Source organism: Methylomonas sp. Kb3 (genome assembly GCF_002834115.1).
Classification (GTDB): Bacteria; Pseudomonadota; Gammaproteobacteria; order Methylococcales; family Methylomonadaceae; genus Methylomonas; species Methylomonas defluvii.
The window spans coordinates 305,965-323,083 of record NZ_PIZT01000067.1 but is presented as its reverse complement, the minus strand read 5'-3'; the positions used below and the strand labels follow the sequence as shown (position 1 = coordinate 323,083).

Here is a 17,119-nt window from a genome sequence, read left to right as displayed (position 1 = left end):
GGCGATGGAAACCTGTAGGAGTAGTAGCAATTGCGCTTTCGCTTTCGTTGAGGCCTGGCATGATGGGGTTTGATCTATTCGGCATGGGCAAAACAGCCAGTGGTTTTCCCCTTTTATTTTAGTGTGTATTGGTGGTTTCGCTGATCCAATCTTGTGGCGTAAGCGATTTGTCTTTATCAGATCGGCTTTTACGGCATAAACTCCGTGATATGCGGTTATAAGCAGTGCCAAAAGGCACTTTAGGCTATCGGCACACTGTTCATGCTGGAATGTCATCAACAATCGGGTAAACTTTGCCGATGCGCCAAAAAGCGGGTTCGTGACCGGAATCGGCTTGCCTGAGACGCTTGCAGTCAATCCAGATCATGGTTCACCCAAGCCAACGGAATTTAGATGGAATCCGATAAACAATCGACAGAGCGCCAAGCCACCATTTTGTTAGTCGATGACGAGTCTATCAACCTGTCGGTTTTCGGGCAGTTTCTCGCCCCGTATTACCAGATTTTGGTAGCGACCAACGGGCAGCGTGCGTTGCAATTGGCGGGTGGTGCGCCAAAGCCGGATTTGATTTTGTTGGATGTGATGATGCCCGATATGGATGGGTATGAAGTCATCGGCCAGTTAAAAGCCGATCCCAAAACCGGCGATATTCCCGTGATATTCGTGACCGCCTTGACCTCTGATTTGGAGGAAGAGCGAGGTTTGTCACTGGGTGCGGTGGATTATCTTTACAAGCCGTGTCATTTGTCGATTCTATTGGCCAGAATCAAAACCCAGCTGGAACTGAAGCATGCCCGTGATTGGCTAAAAAACCAAAATACCTATCTGGAAGCCGAAGTGCAACGCCGGCATCAGGAGAATCAGTCTGTACATTTGCAACTATTGCAATCGGAAAAATTGGCGGCGATAGGGCAACTGGCGGCCGGCATTGCCCACGAAATCAATAATCCCATTGGTTTCGTCAATTCTAATTTGAATACGCTGAACGGCTATTTGTGCGACGTTTTTTGCGTGATGGATGCTTACAACGCCGCTTTAGCCGAAAAAAACTTTTCTGAGGAGGCGCTGCAAAATTTGCGCACGCTGAAACAAACCAAGCAGCTTGACTATTTGCGCGGCGATATTCCGGAATTGATTGCTGAGTCCATGGAAGGTTTATCGCGGGTGCGTGACATTATTCAGGATTTGAAGGATTTTGCGCATGCCGATAAAAACGATTGGGAATTGGCCGATTTGCATAAAGGGTTGGATTCCACGCTGAATATTATCAACAACGAGCTGAAGTACCATTGCACCGTACACAAGCAATACGGCGAGATACCGGAGATTTATTGCCTGCCTTCGCAATTGAATCAGGTGTTTATGAATTTACTGATTAACGCCGCGCACGCGATTGATACCAAAGGCGATATTCATATTAGTACCGGTTGCACGGAGCCGAATGTCTGGGTGGAAATCCGCGATAACGGCAAAGGTATTGCCCCGGAGAACCTGCCGCGTTTGTTTGAGCCGTTCTTCACCACCAAGCCGGTCGGCAAGGGCACCGGGCTAGGGTTGTCGGTTTCGCAGAATATCGTCCGTAAGCATGGCGGTAAAATCGAAGTAAGCAGCCAGCTTGGGCAGGGTAGCCGGTTTCGAGTCTGGCTGCCGATTCGGCCGCCGGAATCGGCGTCTGCCGAATAGTCCGGTGCGTCTGGCGGTTTTTGAATACTAAACTTGCAGAAGGGGCTTTACCTGCCAGACTATGTCATCAATAGACCACTGTTAGTGCAAAATCATGAACCAGGCAGATATTAAAATACTCATCGTCGACGACGAGCCGAACGTGCTGAAAGCGCTGACGCGGTTGCTGAAACAGTACGAACCCGTTACCGCAACCAGCGGCGAGGAAGCGCTGCTGTTAGCTGAGGAACATAGCTTTGATTTGGTGATTTCCGATTACCGGATGCCGGGGATTAACGGTATCGACTTTTTGATTTTGTTCAAGCGCATGCAGCCGGACGCGATACGTATCGTGTTGACCGGTTTTGCCGATCTGGAAGGCGCCCAGCACGCCATCAATGAGGCGGAAGTGTTTCGCTTTATCAACAAGCCCTGGAGCAATCTGGAAATTGTCAATGTGGTCGAGAACGGTCTGGCGCACAAACGGATGTTGTTGGAAAACCGGGCCTTGGCCGATCAGGTGCGGGCGCAGCAAATACTCCTGAATGAAAAAGAAGCGATTATTAAAGCGCTGGAAGCCGAGGAGCCGGGTATCACCCAAGTGAATTGGGCGCAGGACGGCTCGATTATTCTCGACGACGAAGATTTTAAATAGACAGTATTGCCGGCTCTATTGGTAATTATTTCCGCGATACCGTTAATCCTGCGAAATCGGGGGCCAAAGTATTAAGCGGGCTCCCGCCAGTCCGAGAGCCGCTTTGTTTAGAACGGAGTTACAGCTGTTCGGTACGCTCGTCATTACTAAAGGCATTGAAAAATTGCTTCGCGGTTCTGCCGTTTTTGGCGGCATTCTGATGGGCAAAATCCAGCGCCGATTTGTGCAAAGCCTCGCGGTTGCCGCGATAATCGACGAAATAGCTGTCGACAATATCCAGGTATGTCTGAGTATGCTGCGGGTAAAACGCCAGTCGCAAACCGAAGCGGTCGGACAGTGAGATTTTTTCCTCGATGGTGTCTGAATAATGCACCTCGTTGTCAATCAGCAGCGTATCCAGATTGTCGCGCATATGTTCCGGCAGCAAATGGCGGCGATTGGACGTGGCGTAAAACAGCACATTCTCCGGCGGCATTTCAATAGAGCCTTCCAATACACTTTTCAGCGGCTTGTAGAGAGCGTCGCCGTTCTCAAACGATAAATCGTCGCAATAAATAATAAAACGCTGATTATGTTCGCGAATGTCGTCGACGATTTCCGGCAGATACAGCAAATCTTGTTTATCCACTTCAATCACTCTTAAGCCTTCGTGCAAATACTCGTTCAACAAAGCTTTCACCAGCGAAGACTTACCGGTGCCGCGCGCGCCCCACAACAAGGCGTTATTCGCCGGCAATCCCGCCAGGAAACGCAGGGTGTTGTCTATCATTTGCTGTTTTTGCGGCTCTATGCCCAGCAGTTGATCCAGCCGGATCGGATCGATTTGCCGAACAGGACGCAGAAACGCCTGGCGCTGGCGCCAAATTGCCGCATAGGTGTGGTTCCAATCTATCATCTGTGATCCTTGGCTGAGGCCGGTCAAAGTGCCGGGTTGTCTAAAGAAATGGAAAGTGTATAAATTTTAGACAATTTAACACCACTCTAAGCACAGCAACAACTTAGCGCGGCTTTTAACGGGTTGCCAACAGACTTATCCACAGATTTTGTGGGAAAGTTACAGCTGTTGTGGAAATGTGACTATCCGCTTTAGGCAGTATATGCCGCTTGTGCGGGTAACCAAGGACTGCTTAGACTTTATTTTAAGTCGCGGCTTTGGCGGCCGAGGCGCGTTTCTGCGCGATGATCGACTTATAATCGATTGTTATCATTTAAACGATAGCTATTGGCTATTTACGGGGTGGCTATGAATCTGCGGGATTTACATTATTTAATCGCTGTTGCCGACTTGCGCAGCTTTGTGCAGGCTGCCGACCGTTGTTGTATCAGCCAGCCGACTTTGAGTACCCAGATTAAAAAGTTGGAAGATGAATTGGGTATCCAGATTTTCGAGCGCACCAATAAAAAGGTGTTGCCTACCGAGCTAGGCGAGCAGATCGTGGCGTCGGCAAGGCGCATCTTGAAAGAACAGGACAATATCAAGGAACTGGCTGCGACGGCCCAGGACCCGTTGGCCGGTAATATGCGTTTCGGTGCGTTTCCAACCTTGGCGACCTATTTGTTTCCGCCATTGGTACCATTAATCAAAAAGCATTTGCCACGCATCCGCCTGATTTTAGTCGAGGAAAAAACCGAGCAATTGTTACAGCAACTTCGCAGCGGGCAGATGGATTGCGCTTTGCTGGCCCTGCCGATTTACGAGGATTTCCTGGAAAGCCAGGCCTTGTTCGACGACGAGTTTTTGCTGGCTGTCGCGGACGGTCATCCGTTGGCAGCCAAGTTGCAAGTCGAGCCAGACGATCTAAACGGCGAACATTTGCTGTTGCTTGACGAAGGCCATTGCCTGCGTGGGCATGCCTTGCAAATCTGCCAAACAATCGGCGCCGACGAAGAACAGGATCTTCGCGCCACCAGCCTGGAAACCTTGCGGCAAATGGTTCGCGCCGGTACCGGCATCACCTTCATGCCACGTATCGCGGTGCGCGACGAACCGGGGCTACGTTATCTGCCATTCGCTGAGCCGGCACCTAGCCGGACCATAGGCATGGTTTGGCGCAAAACCAGTGCCAGAGGGGAGCTGATTCGGCGCTTGAGCGGCTTGGTGCAGGATGCTGCTAAGGACATTTAGGTATACACCGCCGGCGTGGCAACTATTTTATTGGCAGTTCGTGAACTGACGGCCAAATGACATTTTCCACGAAAACCTTTGATGTTCTTTTGCTCTGTATGGCAGCCTGTCGGCTGCGGGTGTTCGCTAGAAGTTAATTTGTATTTAGCCGACAAAAAGGCGGGCCTTGTCTCGTATGTCCGTTTAAAAGCTGAGATAGGTACTTACTGCGGAATACTGGAGTAATCCCCGCCGGGAAATTACAAATCGTCTAATATTTGCAAGGTCCTTAAGCCTTATTGCGCCTGGTAACAACCCGATGCTTGGAATATTTGAAGGCGGAGATACGAGGCTCGACAAAAATTGCGACTATTTTCACTAATGCCTTGAGCCTTGTGGCCAAGCAAGCACGTTGCCCGTGCCGGGCTTTTACCTTGGGAGTACCCCTCATGAACAAAAAACAGTTATTACCTGTTGCTATCGCATTGTTGACGTCGCAGCCGATTCTCGCCAGCGTGTCCAGTTCGTTCGATGTCGACAGCGAGAACTGGCAAATCGTCAGTTTTGCCGATTTCAGCCAGAACAATTATTCGATCATCGGCCAATACCAACCCAGTTACGTATCGGGCGGTGGCAATCCCGGCAATTATCTGGCCGCCACCGACCCTGACAGCGGCGATTTTACCTTCTCCGCTCCCGCTGCTTTCCTGGGGGCGCAGACCGGTGCTACCGGACTTTCTTACGATCTGACTTATCGCGATGGCGATGTCAATTGGCAAACCACCGACGTCATGTTAGTTGGCAACGGCCAACGCCTACTCTGGAAACGAGACCCGAACATCGTGCCGGATAGTAGCTGGACTCATATCAGTCTGACTTTTGCGCCCTCCTCGGAATGGCGGCTGGGCAGCACAGGCGGGGTGTTCGCCAGTCAAAGTGATTTTCAAAATGTCCTGTCCAATTTGAGTGGGTTGTACATTCACGGCGAATTTACCAACGGTATCATCGAAACCGCCGGCCTGGATAATGTAGTGTTGCAAACGGTGCCGCTACCGGGGGCGTTTTGGTTGTTTGGCGTGGGGGTTGCGGGATTTTGGTCATTCAATCGCAATGGGGTATTGCGCTAAGTTGTTAAGTGCTTGTGTCGCTGGCGCGACGGCTTGTTTTAATGTCGGTTCTCGGACCGACGACCGAGATACTTTCCTTTGCTCCGCCAAAAGAAAGTATCCAAAGAAAAGGCGGCCCGGATGCCGCTTGTTCCCTGCGCTCCGAAGCTTTTGAACGGGGTTGCCGAAAGGGGCTTCCTGCCCCTTCGGCAACGTGCGGCATCCATGCCGCACCCCTTCGGGCTAATCCGTTCAAAAGCTCCGGTGCTCGGCGCGGCAAACGGGAGAAAAACCCTCCCGCTATTAAGACGGTTTGGTAGGCCCGATTCGGGCAGCGGAATCTGACGCAGTTTGTTTATCCTCTTTTCCCGTATGATTGTCGCAATAAATGGATCTCGGAAATAAAGAGATTATTATTTTTTCATTCGTCCGATTACGCTACGCTAATCGGGCCTAAGCTGGCTCGGTTTCCGGGATACAAAAGCGCCAATCGTGTTTGCCAGTCTTTAGGTTTATGAGCAAGGTCCCTAGCAGAAACCCGTCTCCGTAGCTTGCCGTGCGCAAGCCGATACTGTCCCGCACCCACCGTTAGTGGCTGGGTTATGGGTCATTCGGTCAAGTTGCTCTTGACGTAACCGCCTTCGATTAAGAAGGACCGCCCCTTATGAGTTAAATTTACATACGCTCCTTCCCTTTGAACTAACTTTTTACTCACTAGTTCCTGCAAATCGTAGTTTGCCCTCAATCGGTCTGTCGATGCATTATTTACGACCTCTTCTTCTCGTGAGTGTTGGTCCGTCTGAGCCATCTTAGCTAACATATCAATTTGCGATTCCCCAAGCTTCAAAGCAGGAGGAGATTCAGAAAATGTAAGTTCCTCCTTTTGTTGTGGGTTAGGGCTTTCTTGCTGCAAACCCTTGATAAACTCCTTCAGCTTCGCAATCTCGTCGGATTGCTTTTGGATTTCGGTTTCGTGGTCGAGCGTTGCCTTAAGTGCAGCCTGACGAATCTGTTTGGCTTCTTCCCTGGTTAGCGGCGTTTCGTCGTCGATCTGCTTCTGAATTTCTTTCAGTTCCCGCTGTCTCTCCCGCCAATAGCGGTACACGTACTTCGCCGGAACCGGATAAACGAATAGCATGAATAACGCAGTCGCCAGCGGGTAAACCGTGCCGGTCAGTAGGATTTGCCGACAAGTCGGGAACAGGTTGGCATCGATATAGGTGAACTTCTCGGTATACGATCCGGACGTGAGCAACACCAAGACAAAGCGATAGTTCCAGCCGAGCCAAGCGATGCCGAACGACGCCAGCAAAGGGCTGCTGACCCGTTCGTAGAGTTGGATTTTTATGGACTTATTTAGGTCGTCGAGCATTGCGTTCTCCTAGGCACCCGAAAGCGGCGATTCCGTTAATTCGCCGCCGATCTTAGCCGCCAAGGGCGTGATGTCAAGATTGGTCCTCATGGTGCTAGTCTGTGATCAGCAACTTGAAGCGTATCGTTCGCGATTGAAACGCTTTCTAGGGTCTGTAAATTCTAAATTTTGGAGCTCTACCCTTACGGATCGGTTTTCCGTTCAAATTCGGGATGGTTTTGTTCCCGCTATTTCGCCCCGAGCATCGCAGCTTTTGGCGAGAATAGCGCGTAGGGGAGCGGCAAGGATGCCGCTCGTTTTCGGAGGGGCTGGGAGCCCCTTCCGAAAACCCTCGGCAAAAGCAAGACGCGCAGGATTAAGGCGGAATGTCGGGTGGCCTTTTCTTTGGATACTTTCTTTTGGCCAAGCAAAAGAAAGTATCTCGGCTGTCGGGCCGAGACCCGACATACAAAAATCGTCGCGTTAGCGACACAAAATCACTTTTCGTATAAACAAAAACTTGCTCTAACCAGTTTTTGTTTATACGTTAATGCCTCATGATCATCGAGTTCGACCCTGCAAAAAGCGCCAGAAATATCCTCGAACGTGGCTTAAGCTCCGAGCGAGTGGCCGATTTCGATTGGTCTAGCGCGATTGCAACGGAAGATGTTCGTAAAGATTATCCGGAGCGACGTTTTGTTGCGATTGGTTATCTGGATGGGCGGCTACATGTCCTATGTTTTACTCCCGTGACCGGTGGAATCCGCGTGATTAGTTTCCGAAAAGCAAATTTAAGAGAGGCCCGTAAATATGGCAAAACCATTACCGTTAACTGATGCTGACGGCGAAGTCCGCGAATTGACCGAAACCGATTTTAAACAAATGCGCCCGGCCGGCGAGGTGTTTGCCGAGTTATTTGGGACGGAACAGGCAGTTGAAATGCTTAGGCCTAAAGGTGGCCGGCCACGTAAGGATTCAACGAAAGTATTTGCCGGGATTAGGTTGGATGCAGAGGTGCTGGAGGCGTTTCGTGCTACCGGCAAAGGCTGGCAGACTAGGATGAACGATGCCTTGAAAGAATGGCTGAAGGATCATTCGCCAGCATAATTTGCAGGCCGGAAATGCTTTCGCATTTCCGGCTCTACGAGTTTGTTGATTAAATCCTAAATTCCGCCGACCGCGCGTGCGCAGTCAAACTCTCCCCACGCGCCAACACCGAAGCAATCTTCCCCAAATTCTGCGCGCCCACCGCCGAGCAATTAATCAAACTACTGCGTTTTTGGAAATCATAAACACCTAACGGCGATGAATAGCGGGCCGTGCTGTAGGTGGGTAGGACGTGGTTCGGGCCGGCACAATAATCGCCTAGCGCTTCGGCGGTGAAACGGCCCATGAAGATGGCACCGGCATTATGAATTTGCTCGCACAAGGCTTCCGGCTCCGCCACGGACAACTCCAAATGTTCCGGGGCGATGCGATTGGCTACCTTTGCGGCTTCGGATAAGTTAGCGACTTTAATAAACGCGCCGCGGCCGGTCAAGGAGGCGCGGATGATGTCGGCGCGCTCCATGTCCGGCAGTAATTTGTTGATGCTGGCTTCCACTTGCTGCAGAAACGCGGCATCATCGCTGATTAAAATGGCCTGGGCGTTTTCGTCGTGTTCGGCTTGCGAGAACATATCCATCGCGATCCAGTCCGGGTTGGTCTCGCCGTCGCAGATGATCAATATTTCGGAAGGACCGGCGATCATGTCGATGCCAACTTGGCCGAATACCAGTTTCTTTGCGGTGGCGACGTAAATGTTGCCGGGGCCGACGATTTTATCCACCGCCGGGATCGACTCTGTGCCGTAAGCCAAAGCTGCGACCGCTTGGGCGCCGCCGATGGTAAATACCCTATCGACGCCAGCGACCTGCGCCGCAGCCAATACCAGTGCATTGGTTTCGCCGCGCGGTGTCGGTACTACCATGATTAGTTCGCCGACGCCGGCGACTTTCGCCGGAATCGCGTTCATCAAGACCGAAGACGGATAAGCGGCTTTGCCGCCCGGTACGTAGAGGCCGGCTTTATCCAGTGCGGTGACTTTTTGGCCCAACACGGTGCCGTCGAGTTCGGTGTACTGCCAGGATTGCAGCTTTTGATGCTCGGCGTAGGCGCGAACTCGGTCGGCGGCGGTTTGTAGGGCGATGGCTTGGGTGCTGGGTAAAGTATCCCAGGCCTGTTGTAATGCAGCTCGGTCCAGTTCCAGTTCGGAGGCGGCTTTAAACGCGGTGCCGTCGAAGCGGTTGGTGTATTCCAGCAAGGCTTTGTCGCCGCGCTTTTTTACGTCGGCGATGATGTCCAATACCCGTTTGTGTATCTCTAAATCATCGCTGGCATCCCAGGCCAAACGGGCTTGCAGTTGTTTGTCAAAGTCGATTGCCGCGCTATCTAGGCGCAGCATCTTGATCGCAGTCATGATTACACCCTCTGGGCCAACGTGGTTTCGAACTGATCGATGAGTGCTTGAATGGCTTGATGTTTCATTTTCATCGCCGCTTTATTCACCACTAGTCGAGAGGTGATGTTGGCGATTAGTTCCCGTGGCTCCAGGCCGTTGGCTTTTAGGGTGTTGCCGGTATCGACCAAATCGACGATGCAATCGGCCAATCCGACAAGCGGCGCTAACTCCATCGAACCGTAGAGCTTGATGATTTCGGCTTGAATGCCTAAGTTGGCGTAATAACGCTGTGCGGTTTTGACGTATTTGGTGGCGACCCGCAAGCGGCCTTTCACTTCCGGGGCATTAACCGGGCCGGCGGTCATCAAGCGGCAACCGGCGATGCCTAAATCCAGCGGCTCGTAAAGACTCTCCGCACCGTGTTCCATCAGCACGTCCTTGCCGGCGATGCCCAAGTCCGCCGCACCGTACTCCACAAAGGTCGGCACGTCTGTAGCGCGGATGATCACCAACTGCACGTCGGGGCGGGTGGTTTGCAGAATCAGTTTCCGGCTCTTGTCCGGATCGTCAATCGGCGTGATGCCGGCTTGTTCCAGAAACGGCAGGGCTTCTTCGTAAATACGGCCTTTGGATACGGCAATGGTCAACATGGTTTTGCGAGTGATTTAGTTAGGAACGCGGCGAATGGTAGCGCCCAGTTGTGACAATTTTTCTTCGATATGATCGTAGCCACGGTCGATATGGTAAATCCGATCTACCAAAGTTTCGCCTTCGGCAACTAGACCGGCCAGCACCAAGCTGGCGGATGCCCGCAGGTCGGTAGCCATAACCGGGGCGGCTTTTAGTTGACCGCTTCCGGTGCAGATGGCGGTGTTGGATTCCAGCTTGATTTGCGCGCCCATCCGTTGCAGTTCTTGCACGTGCATGAAACGGTTTTCGAATACGGTTTCGGTAATCAGGCCTACGCCTTCGGCGACGGAATTCAGCGCGGTAAATTGTGCCTGCATGTCGGTCGGGAACGCCGGATAGGGGGCGGTGCGCACGGTGACGGCTTTAGGGCGTTTGCCGTGCATATTCAATTCAATCCAATTCTCGCCGCAGGTGATGTCGGCGCCAGCTTCTTTTAATTTAACCAATACCGCATCCAGCGTGTTGGGGTCGGTGTTTTTCAGTTTTACATGGCCGCGGCTGATCGCGCCGGCCACCAGATACGTGCCGGTTTCGATACGGTCGGGCAGGATGTCGTAATGCAAGCCTTCGACGCCCAGTCTTTCCACGCCTTCCACGGTGAGAATATCGGTGCCGACGCCGGTGATTTTGGCGCCCATTTTATTTAGAAAATGCGCCAGGTCGGTGACTTCCGGTTCTTTCGCGGCGTTTTCGATGATGGTCACGCCTTCGGCCAGTGTGGCGGCCATTAGAATGTTTTCGGTGCCGGTCACGGTGACTTTATCCAGCACCAGATGGCAGCCTTGCAAGCGCTTAACCTTGGCGTGTATATAGCCGGCTTCGACGGTAATGTCGGCGCCCATTTTCAGCAGCGAGTCGATGTGAATATCTACAGGCCGTGTGCCGATGGCGCAACCGCCGGGCAACGAGACATAGGCTTTGCCGAAACGCGCCAACAAGGGTCCCAATACCAGAATCGAGGCGCGCATGGTTTTCACCAGTTCATAAGGCGCTTCGTATTTGTGAATGGTGCTGGTATCGACTTCGATGTTCATTTTTTCGTCGACGGTCAGGCCCACACCCATTTGTCCCAACAATTCCATGGTAGTAGTAATGTCGTGCAAATGCGGAATGTTGCCGACGCTGACCGGCACATCGGACAATAAAGTAGCGGCCAGAATTGGCAGGGCGGCGTTTTTGGCACCGGAGATTCTCAGTTCGCCGTGTAGCGGTTGGCCGCCGGTAATCAGTAATTTATCCATGGATTTTTATTGGTTTGTAAATTGGAATGCAGCTTAATGCGTGTGGGTTGCAAAATATTCGGTTTCGTCCAAGCCGCTGAGTTTGGCCAATGCCAGCAGCTGAGCCGGAATGTTCTTGAAGGACAGCTTGACCCGGCCCATCCGGCTGAGCCTGATCCATTCGATCATCAAGGCCAGGCCTGCGCTATCGGTGGTCTGGACTTTAGCTAGATCGATGCACATGCTGTCCATGCCTTTCAGAAACTTGAAGGATTGCAAGGTTTGTTTGTCGATGCTGGCAAAAGTCAGGCTGCCTTCCACGGTAAAGTGGCCGGGCGACTGTTCGGTTAATGTCAGCTTGGACATTATTTGCCTTCCGCTTTGTTCAACATGAATTTGCCTATCATTTCTTCCAGCACGATGGCGGAACTGGTGATGTCGATGGTACTTTTATCCTTTAAATATTCGTCCGACGAGCCGGGGTCCAGGCTGACGTACTGTTCGCCCAGCAGACCGGCGGTATAAATGCTCACGCCGGAATCGCTGGGTAGATTGTTGTATTGCGATTCGATGCGCATTTCCACGACCGATTCGTGGCTGTCCTTGTCCAGTCGGATAGCAGATACCCGGCCGATGCGCACGCCGGCGACCGACACCGGGGATTTGACTTTTAGGCCGCCGCTGTTTTGAAAATGGGCGATGACCGTGTAGCTGTCGTCGCTGCTGTAGCTGCCTAGATTGCTGACTTGCAACGCCATGTAAAACAAGGCGGCGATGCCGCTGGCGACAAAAAAACCGACCAGAGTATCCTGGGTTTTGGAATGCTGCATGTTAAATGTCTCCAAACATGAGTGCGGTTAAAATGAAATCGAGTGCCAGTACCGAGAAGGCCGAATTGACCACGGTGCGGGTGGTGGCGCGGCTGACGCCTTCTGAAGTGGGGATCGCATCGTAGCCTTCGAACAAGGCAATCCAGGACACTACGAAGCCGAACACCACGCTCTTGATTACGCCATTAACAATATCTTCTTGAAAATCGATACTAGCCTGCATCTGCGCCCAAAACGCGCCGTCATCAACGCCGAGCATGCCCACGCCGACCAGGTGGCCGCCCATGATGCCAATGGCGCTAAACAAGGCGGCAAGCAAGGGCATGGACAGAAAGCCTGCCAAAAAACGTGGCGAAATGATGCGTTTGATCGGGTCAACGGCCATCATTTCCATGCCTGACAATTGTTCGGTGGCCTTCATCAAGCCGATTTCGGCGGTCAATGCCGAGCCTGCCCGGCCGGCAAACAATAGTGCCGACACTACAGGGCCTAATTCGCGTACCAAGGAGGCGGCCACCATCACGCCCAGCGATTCCTCTGCGCCGAAGTCGGACAGAATATTAAAACCTTGTAAACCTAAAACCATGCCGACGAACAGGCCGGAGATGGTGATGATTAGAAACGACAAAACGCCTACCGAATAGACCTGCTTGATCAGTAGGTTGGGGCGTGGCAGCACGTCGCTGATGCCGGTCAGCGTGTGGCTCAGAAAAAACGAAGCGCGGCCGAGCTTGGCAAAGCTGCTGCGCGTGGCTTTTCCCAGATTTTGCAGAAATTGAAACATGGTTGAATACAAGGTGGTTATTTGCTCGCCAGCAGATCGTCTAGGTAATCAGGCGCCGAATAGTGAAAGTGTACAGGGCCGTCGGCATCACCGTGCATAAACTGTTGCACCCACTCCGAATCGGATTGTTGTAATTCTTGCGGGGTGCCTTGGCCGATGATTTTGCCTCCCGACAAGACATAGATGTAATCGGCGATGGCGGCAGTTTCTTGTACGTCGTGCGAAACGATGATGCTGGTCAGGCCTAGAGTGGTGTTCAGCGCCTTGATCAAGTGTACCAGCGCGCCCTTGGAAATGGGGTCTTGGCCGGTAAACGGTTCGTCGTACATGATCATTAGCGGATCGAGGGCGATGGCACGTGCTAAAGCTACCCGTCGAGCCATGCCGCCGGACAACTCGTTGGGCATCAAATGGCGGGCACCGCGCAAACCGACGGCGTGCAGTTTCATCAATACCAAGGTGCGAATCATCGATTCCGGCAAGTGGGTATGTTCGCGCATCGGAAACGCCACATTGTCATAGACGCTCATATCCGTGAGCAGCGCGCCGCTTTGAAACAACATGCCCATGCGTTTGCGCAATTCGTAGAGTTCCCGAGGTTTCAGGCGGTGAACATTTTGCCCGTCCACGTGGATTTGGCCGCGATCCGGGGCCAACTGGCCGCCGATCAATTTCAAAAGCGTGGTTTTGCCGGTGCCGCTGGGGCCCATGATGGCCGTGACTTTGCCGCGCTGAATCTCCAGGCTGACAGCGTCGAAAATTTTCCTGGGGCCTCTGGAAAAGCTCAAGTTGCTAATCGAAACGATATTGTCTTCAGGACTTGCGCTATTGGCCATTTACCGGAATCAAAAGAGTTTTTGGATTGGGAACAGGCTATTTTCTATGACTGGCCGAGAATAAGTCAATGACTTGGGGTGAAAAGTCGGTTAATAACATGCAATAATGGTTCCTTTTTGTTTGGGTGCGTGGAGTTAATTTCCGTGGGTTGTGATCAAGACATACAGGCGTTGGCGTTGGCGGTGATTCAGACCGAAATGCAGGCGGTTGCCGGCTTGGCTGCACGCATCGATGAACAATTTGTCAGCGCCTGCCGGTTGCTGCTGGCTTGCAAAGGCCGTGTGGTTGTCACCGGCATGGGTAAGTCCGGGCATATTGCCGGTAAAATTGCCGCGACGCTAGCTAGCACCGGCACCCCGGCTTTCTTTGTGCACCCCGGAGAAGCCAGTCACGGTGATCTTGGCATGATTACCCGGCAGGACGTGGTGCTGGCATTGTCCAATTCCGGCGAAACCGAAGAAATCCTGACGATATTGCCTATTATTAAGCGACTCGGCGTGCCGTTGATTGCGTTGACGGGTAATCCCGAATCGGCCTTGGCCAGGTTTGCTAGTGTGCACATCAATGTAGCTGTCGAGCATGAGGCTTGCCCGTTGGGTTTGGCGCCGACTGCCAGCACTACGGCGGCATTGGTCATGGGCGATGCGTTAGCCGTGTCGCTATTGGAAACCAAGGGTTTTACCCGCGACGACTTCGCTTTGTCGCATCCAGGCGGTAGCTTGGGCAAACGCTTGTTGTTACAGGTTAACGACATTATGCACCGCGGCAGTGAAGTGCCGGTGGTGACGGATAGCGTTTTAGTGAGCGATGCCTTGTTGGAAATGACCGGCAAGAAGCTGGGCATGACCGCAGTGGTCGATGGCGAAGGCCGGGTCGCCGGGATATTTACCGACGGTGATTTGCGGCGCATGTTGGAAAAAAATCTGGATGTGCATGCGACACGTATCGCCGAAGTCATGACGGGGCCTTGTAAAGTGATCGATGTGGATATGTTGGCGGCGGAAGCCATGCAAATCATGGAAAGTAAAAAAATCAATGCCCTGCTGGTCGTCGACAGCCAACAAAAATTGTTGGGCGCGTTGAATATGCACGATTTGCTGCGGGCAGGCATAGTCTGAGAGTGACGAGTGATGTTCGATTTAAGCCCCCAATTACTGAGTGCTGTTAAGCGGCTAAAGCTGTTGATTCTGGATGTGGATGGCGTGCTGACCGACGGCCGTTTATTTTTCGACGATAACGGCAAAGAATACAAATGTTTTCACGCGCGCGACGGGCATGGCATTAAATTGTTGCGTCAGACCGGAGTGGAAGTAGCGGTGATTTCCGGGCGCAAATCCAATTCGGTCGCGCTGCGTATGCAGAGTCTTGGAGTTGAGCTTGTCTACCAAGGTCACGAGAACAAGCGGGCTGCGTTCGCGGAAATTTTGCAGCGTCTGGTCCTAACGCCGGAACAAGTGGCGTATATCGGCGATGACATTCTGGATTTGCCGGTGATGCGTCAAGTGGGTTTTGCGGTGGCAGTGCAAGATGCCAATTTCGTGCTAAAGAATTATGCTCATTGGCAAACACAGACGGCTGGTGGTTTAGGCGCGGTTCGGGAAGTATGCGATTTAATCATGCAAGTCCAAGGTAACTTTGACAGCGTGCTGCAAACCTATTTATGACCGTACTGAAAAATCTACAGATTTTTATTTATGTCGGCTTGGCAGCATTGTTGTCATGGTGGCTGGTTCAGCTGAATGAACAGCGTGACGCCGAAATGAAAATTGTCGAAAATAGCCCGGATTTTTTTAGCTTGGGTTATTTCAAAAAGGAAATGAATATCGACGGTGTGCCGAAAAGCGAATTGGCCGCGGAAAAAATGCAGCACTTTAAAGCCGACGGCAGTACGCATCTGGAAAAGCCGGTAATGACTTTGTATAACCCCAACCAGATGCCTTGGCTAATCAAGGCCGACAGCGGCGTGATGGCTGCGGACGGCGATAATTTGCAACTTAACGGTAGTGCTTATATCAATCGGGAGGCCTCGAAAACCAATTCGGCGCTGACCATCAATACATCGGATCTGCGAGTAAAACTCGCCAGCCATTATGCGGAGACACAGGCGTGGACGGAGATCATCAGCCCACCCAACAAAACGGCGGGAGTAGGAATGGAAGCGACTTTTGTTAGTCCGATTCACCTGAAATTGTTGTCCAAAGTGAAAGGTCGCTATGAAATTAAGTAAAATGGTCGGTGTAGGCCTGATATTCTCGGCGCGGATGGCGTTTGGTCTGGAGTCGGATTCCGAACAACCCATCTATATCGACTCGGATAATGCGGTTTACGACGAAAAGGCGCAAATCAGCACCTATACCGGCAATGTGGTCGCTACGCAGGGAACGATCAGAATCGATGGCGATAAATTGGTGGTTTATCTGAAAGATGGTGCGATTATCAAATTGATTGCTACCGGTAAACCGTCGCGATTCAAGCAGTTGCCGGCGGTGGGCAAGGAAGAAATGCACGGGGAGGGCTTGATCAACGAATTTTACCCCGACCAGAATTTGCTGAAATTTATGAAAAATGCCTCGGTCTGGCAGGGCGATGCTAAACAATCCAGTGAGTATATCGAGTACGATACCAAGAACTCCTTGCTGAAGGCGGGTGAAGCGCAATCCGACGGCAAGCGCGTGCACTCGGTGATTAAACCCAAGCCTAAGCAGGCGCAATAATGGCGCGATTGGTTGCGGAACAGCTGTTTAAACGCTACAACAATCGAAATGTGGTCGATGGGGTCAGCCTGAGGGTGGACACCGGGGAAGTCGTAGGTTTGTTGGGCCCGAACGGAGCCGGGAAAACCACCAGCTTTTACATGATGGTGGGCTTGGTCAAAGCCGATAGCGGCGAGATTTTTTTTGACGAGCAGCGCATCACGCATCATCCGATGCACCGGCGCGCGCGCTTGGGAATCGGTTATCTAGCGCAAGAGGCTTCGGTCTTTCGTAAATTGAGTGTGGCCGATAATTTACGCGCGGTATTGCAGATTCGGGCCGATTTGACCGATGGGCAAATCGAGTTGTTGATCGATGAGTTATTGACAGAGTTTAATATCAACCACTTACGTAATCAGGTGGCGCTTGGTTTGTCAGGTGGCGAACGGCGCAGGGTGGAAATTGCGCGAGCTTTGGCCAGTGAGCCGCAATTTATTCTGCTCGACGAACCGTTTGCCGGCGTCGATCCTATTTCGGTGCTGGAGTTGCAAAAAATCATTGCGCACTTGAAGCATCGCGGTATCGGGATTTTGATTACCGAGCACAAAGTGCGGGAGACTTTGGAGATTTGCGATCGCGCTTATATTTTGAACAATGGGAAGGTTATCGCCGAAGGCCAGTCGCGCCAGTTGGTGGATAACGAAGAGGTGCGTAGAGTGTATCTGGGCGAGAAATTTAGTTTATGAA

Annotated in this window: 20 protein-coding genes; 11 read left to right on the top strand and 9 right to left on the bottom strand. The window is 52.0% G+C overall.

Translation table 11 applies throughout. The features are described from left to right. The first annotated feature begins 393 nt into the window (after window positions 1–393). Together CWO84_RS18635 and CWO84_RS18630 are read left to right on the top strand one after the other, a co-directional pair. On the top strand, window positions 394–1,683 hold the full coding sequence (locus tag CWO84_RS18635) for an ATP-binding protein (RefSeq protein ID WP_101054488.1): 1,290 nt from the start codon (window positions 394–396) through the stop codon (window positions 1,681–1,683). A 94-nt stretch (window positions 1,684–1,777) separates the two neighbouring features. Then, window positions 1,778–2,317: a response regulator gene (locus CWO84_RS18630; protein WP_101054485.1), complete on the top strand. Its 540-nt coding sequence runs from the start codon at window positions 1,778–1,780 to the stop codon at window positions 2,315–2,317. A gap of 118 nt (window positions 2,318–2,435) precedes the next feature. Here CWO84_RS18630 and CWO84_RS18625 read toward each other — a convergent pair whose 3' ends face one another. After that, window positions 2,436–3,212, bottom strand: a complete 777-nt coding sequence (locus tag CWO84_RS18625) for an ATP-binding protein (protein ID WP_101054482.1) — start codon at window positions 3,210–3,212, stop codon at window positions 2,436–2,438. Window positions 3,213–3,560: 348 nt separating this feature from the next. Between CWO84_RS18625 and CWO84_RS18620 the strand changes: the two genes are divergently transcribed. Both CWO84_RS18620 and CWO84_RS18615 read left to right on the top strand, forming a co-directional pair. Then, window positions 3,561–4,442, top strand: a complete 882-nt coding sequence (locus CWO84_RS18620; protein ID WP_101054479.1) for a LysR substrate-binding domain-containing protein — start codon at window positions 3,561–3,563, stop codon at window positions 4,440–4,442. A 428-nt stretch (window positions 4,443–4,870) separates the two neighbouring features. Continuing rightward, the gene (locus tag CWO84_RS18615; RefSeq protein ID WP_101054476.1) at window positions 4,871–5,548 is read left to right on the top strand and encodes a laminin B domain-containing protein; all 678 of its coding nucleotides are present in this window, start codon (window positions 4,871–4,873) and stop codon (window positions 5,546–5,548) included. Between the two features lie 586 nt (window positions 5,549–6,134). Here the strand turns inward: CWO84_RS18615 and CWO84_RS18605 are convergent. Next, window positions 6,135–6,899 carry a hypothetical protein gene (locus CWO84_RS18605; protein ID WP_101054473.1) on the bottom strand — a complete coding sequence of 255 codons (765 nt, stop codon included), beginning with the start codon at window positions 6,897–6,899 and terminating at the stop codon, window positions 6,135–6,137. A 536-nt stretch (window positions 6,900–7,435) separates the two neighbouring features. On the opposite strand from CWO84_RS18605, the gene CWO84_RS18600 reads away from it, so the two are divergent. Further along, window positions 7,436–7,714, top strand: coding sequence for a BrnT family toxin (locus CWO84_RS18600; protein WP_101054470.1), 279 nt, complete (start codon window positions 7,436–7,438; stop codon window positions 7,712–7,714). Further along, window positions 7,689–7,985 (top strand): BrnA antitoxin family protein, encoded by a 297-nt coding sequence (locus tag CWO84_RS18595; protein WP_101054467.1) that lies wholly within the window; start codon window positions 7,689–7,691, stop codon window positions 7,983–7,985. The genes CWO84_RS18600 and CWO84_RS18595 overlap by 26 nt, the downstream gene beginning before the upstream one ends. 49 nt (window positions 7,986–8,034) lie before the next feature. Here CWO84_RS18595 and hisD read toward each other — a convergent pair whose 3' ends face one another. The 7 genes from hisD to CWO84_RS18560 are packed head-to-tail and all read right to left on the bottom strand — an operon-like array spanning window position 8,035 to window position 13,678. Beyond that, window positions 8,035–9,336 carry a histidinol dehydrogenase gene (gene hisD / locus CWO84_RS18590; protein WP_101054464.1) on the bottom strand — a complete coding sequence of 434 codons (1,302 nt, stop codon included), beginning with the start codon at window positions 9,334–9,336 and terminating at the stop codon, window positions 8,035–8,037. Between the two features lie 2 nt (window positions 9,337–9,338). Continuing rightward, the gene (gene hisG / locus CWO84_RS18585) at window positions 9,339–9,968 is read right to left on the bottom strand and encodes an ATP phosphoribosyltransferase (protein WP_033157729.1); all 630 of its coding nucleotides are present in this window, start codon (window positions 9,966–9,968) and stop codon (window positions 9,339–9,341) included. A gap of 15 nt (window positions 9,969–9,983) precedes the next feature. Continuing rightward, the gene (gene murA / locus CWO84_RS18580) at window positions 9,984–11,249 is read right to left on the bottom strand and encodes a UDP-N-acetylglucosamine 1-carboxyvinyltransferase (RefSeq protein WP_033157730.1); all 1,266 of its coding nucleotides are present in this window, start codon (window positions 11,247–11,249) and stop codon (window positions 9,984–9,986) included. Between the two features lie 33 nt (window positions 11,250–11,282). After that, window positions 11,283–11,594 (bottom strand): STAS domain-containing protein, encoded by a 312-nt coding sequence (locus tag CWO84_RS18575; protein ID WP_033157731.1) that lies wholly within the window; start codon window positions 11,592–11,594, stop codon window positions 11,283–11,285. After that, window positions 11,594–12,058, bottom strand: coding sequence for an outer membrane lipid asymmetry maintenance protein MlaD (gene mlaD / locus CWO84_RS18570; protein WP_033157732.1), 465 nt, complete (start codon window positions 12,056–12,058; stop codon window positions 11,594–11,596). The genes CWO84_RS18575 and mlaD overlap by 1 nt, the downstream gene beginning before the upstream one ends. 1 nt (window position 12,059) lies before the next feature. Further along, window positions 12,060–12,842 carry a lipid asymmetry maintenance ABC transporter permease subunit MlaE gene (gene mlaE / locus CWO84_RS18565; protein WP_033157733.1) on the bottom strand — a complete coding sequence of 261 codons (783 nt, stop codon included), beginning with the start codon at window positions 12,840–12,842 and terminating at the stop codon, window positions 12,060–12,062. 17 nt (window positions 12,843–12,859) lie between these two features. Then, window positions 12,860–13,678 (bottom strand): ATP-binding cassette domain-containing protein, encoded by an 819-nt coding sequence (locus tag CWO84_RS18560; protein WP_033157734.1) that lies wholly within the window; start codon window positions 13,676–13,678, stop codon window positions 12,860–12,862. A gap of 144 nt (window positions 13,679–13,822) precedes the next feature. On the opposite strand from CWO84_RS18560, the gene CWO84_RS18555 reads away from it, so the two are divergent. The 5 genes from CWO84_RS18555 to lptB are packed head-to-tail and all read left to right on the top strand — an operon-like array spanning window position 13,823 to window position 17,118. Then, complete coding sequence (locus tag CWO84_RS18555; protein ID WP_084153354.1) at window positions 13,823–14,797, top strand: KpsF/GutQ family sugar-phosphate isomerase; 975 nt, start codon at window positions 13,823–13,825, stop codon at window positions 14,795–14,797. A gap of 12 nt (window positions 14,798–14,809) precedes the next feature. Beyond that, window positions 14,810–15,343, top strand: coding sequence for a 3-deoxy-manno-octulosonate-8-phosphatase KdsC (gene kdsC, locus CWO84_RS18550; protein WP_051670155.1), 534 nt, complete (start codon window positions 14,810–14,812; stop codon window positions 15,341–15,343). Next, the gene (gene lptC / locus CWO84_RS18545) at window positions 15,340–15,906 is read left to right on the top strand and encodes an LPS export ABC transporter periplasmic protein LptC (RefSeq protein WP_033157735.1); all 567 of its coding nucleotides are present in this window, start codon (window positions 15,340–15,342) and stop codon (window positions 15,904–15,906) included. The genes kdsC and lptC overlap by 4 nt, the downstream gene beginning before the upstream one ends. Further along, on the top strand, window positions 15,893–16,393 hold the full coding sequence (lptA, locus tag CWO84_RS18540) for a lipopolysaccharide transport periplasmic protein LptA (RefSeq protein ID WP_033157736.1): 501 nt from the start codon (window positions 15,893–15,895) through the stop codon (window positions 16,391–16,393). Before lptC ends, lptA begins: the two co-directional genes overlap by 14 nt. Further along, on the top strand, window positions 16,393–17,118 hold the full coding sequence (lptB, locus tag CWO84_RS18535; RefSeq protein WP_033157737.1) for an LPS export ABC transporter ATP-binding protein: 726 nt from the start codon (window positions 16,393–16,395) through the stop codon (window positions 17,116–17,118). Before lptA ends, lptB begins: the two co-directional genes overlap by 1 nt. The last annotated feature ends 1 nt before the right edge of the window (window position 17,119 follow it).